Source organism: Clostridium sp. ZBS2 (genome assembly GCF_023845855.1).
In the GTDB taxonomy this organism is placed as follows: domain Bacteria; phylum Bacillota; class Clostridia; order Clostridiales; family Clostridiaceae; genus Clostridium; species Clostridium aquiflavi.
In genome coordinates this window covers 1-445 of the sequence record NZ_JAMQIF010000059.1, presented here as the reverse complement: position 1 = coordinate 445, position 445 = coordinate 1, and the positions used below count along the sequence as shown (strand labels likewise).

General features: G+C 37.1%; 2 tRNA genes. Both read left to right on the top strand.

The window, feature by feature from the left end:
- The first annotated feature begins 64 nt into the window (after window positions 1-64).
- Window positions 65-140: transfer RNA gene (locus NG918_RS16600), tRNA-Ala, on the top strand.
- Window positions 141-143: 3 nt separating this feature from the next.
- Window positions 144-220 (top strand) — tRNA-Ile (locus NG918_RS16595).
- Window positions 221-445: the final 225 nt, after the last annotated feature.

Here is a 445-nt window from a genome sequence, read left to right as displayed (position 1 = left end):
AAGAAGGTTTAATTTAATGTGGATTCTGTTCAATTTTGAGGGATCTTCCTCAAAATTTTTTTATGGGGGTATAGCTCAGTTGGGAGAGCACCTGCCTTGCACGCAGGGGGTCAAGAGTTCGAATCTCTTTATCTCCACCATTAGGGCTTATAGCTCAGCTGGTTAGAGCGCACGCCTGATAAGCGTGAGGTCGATGGTTCGAGTCCATTTAAGCCCACCATTGTTCTTTGAAAATTACACATAGTAAATTGTATATAATACAACAAGCCAAGAAATATATTCTTTGTAATAATTGAAATAATTACCTAGATAATTACTCAAATTAAAATTGGCATTGTGAAGTTTAGTAGTGATTAGTGCAAGGAAACAAGAAAGTTATGAAATGAGCAGTGCTTAGGTACGCGAATGAGTAAATTTCGTAGTTAACGAAGCAATAAGCGCTAAT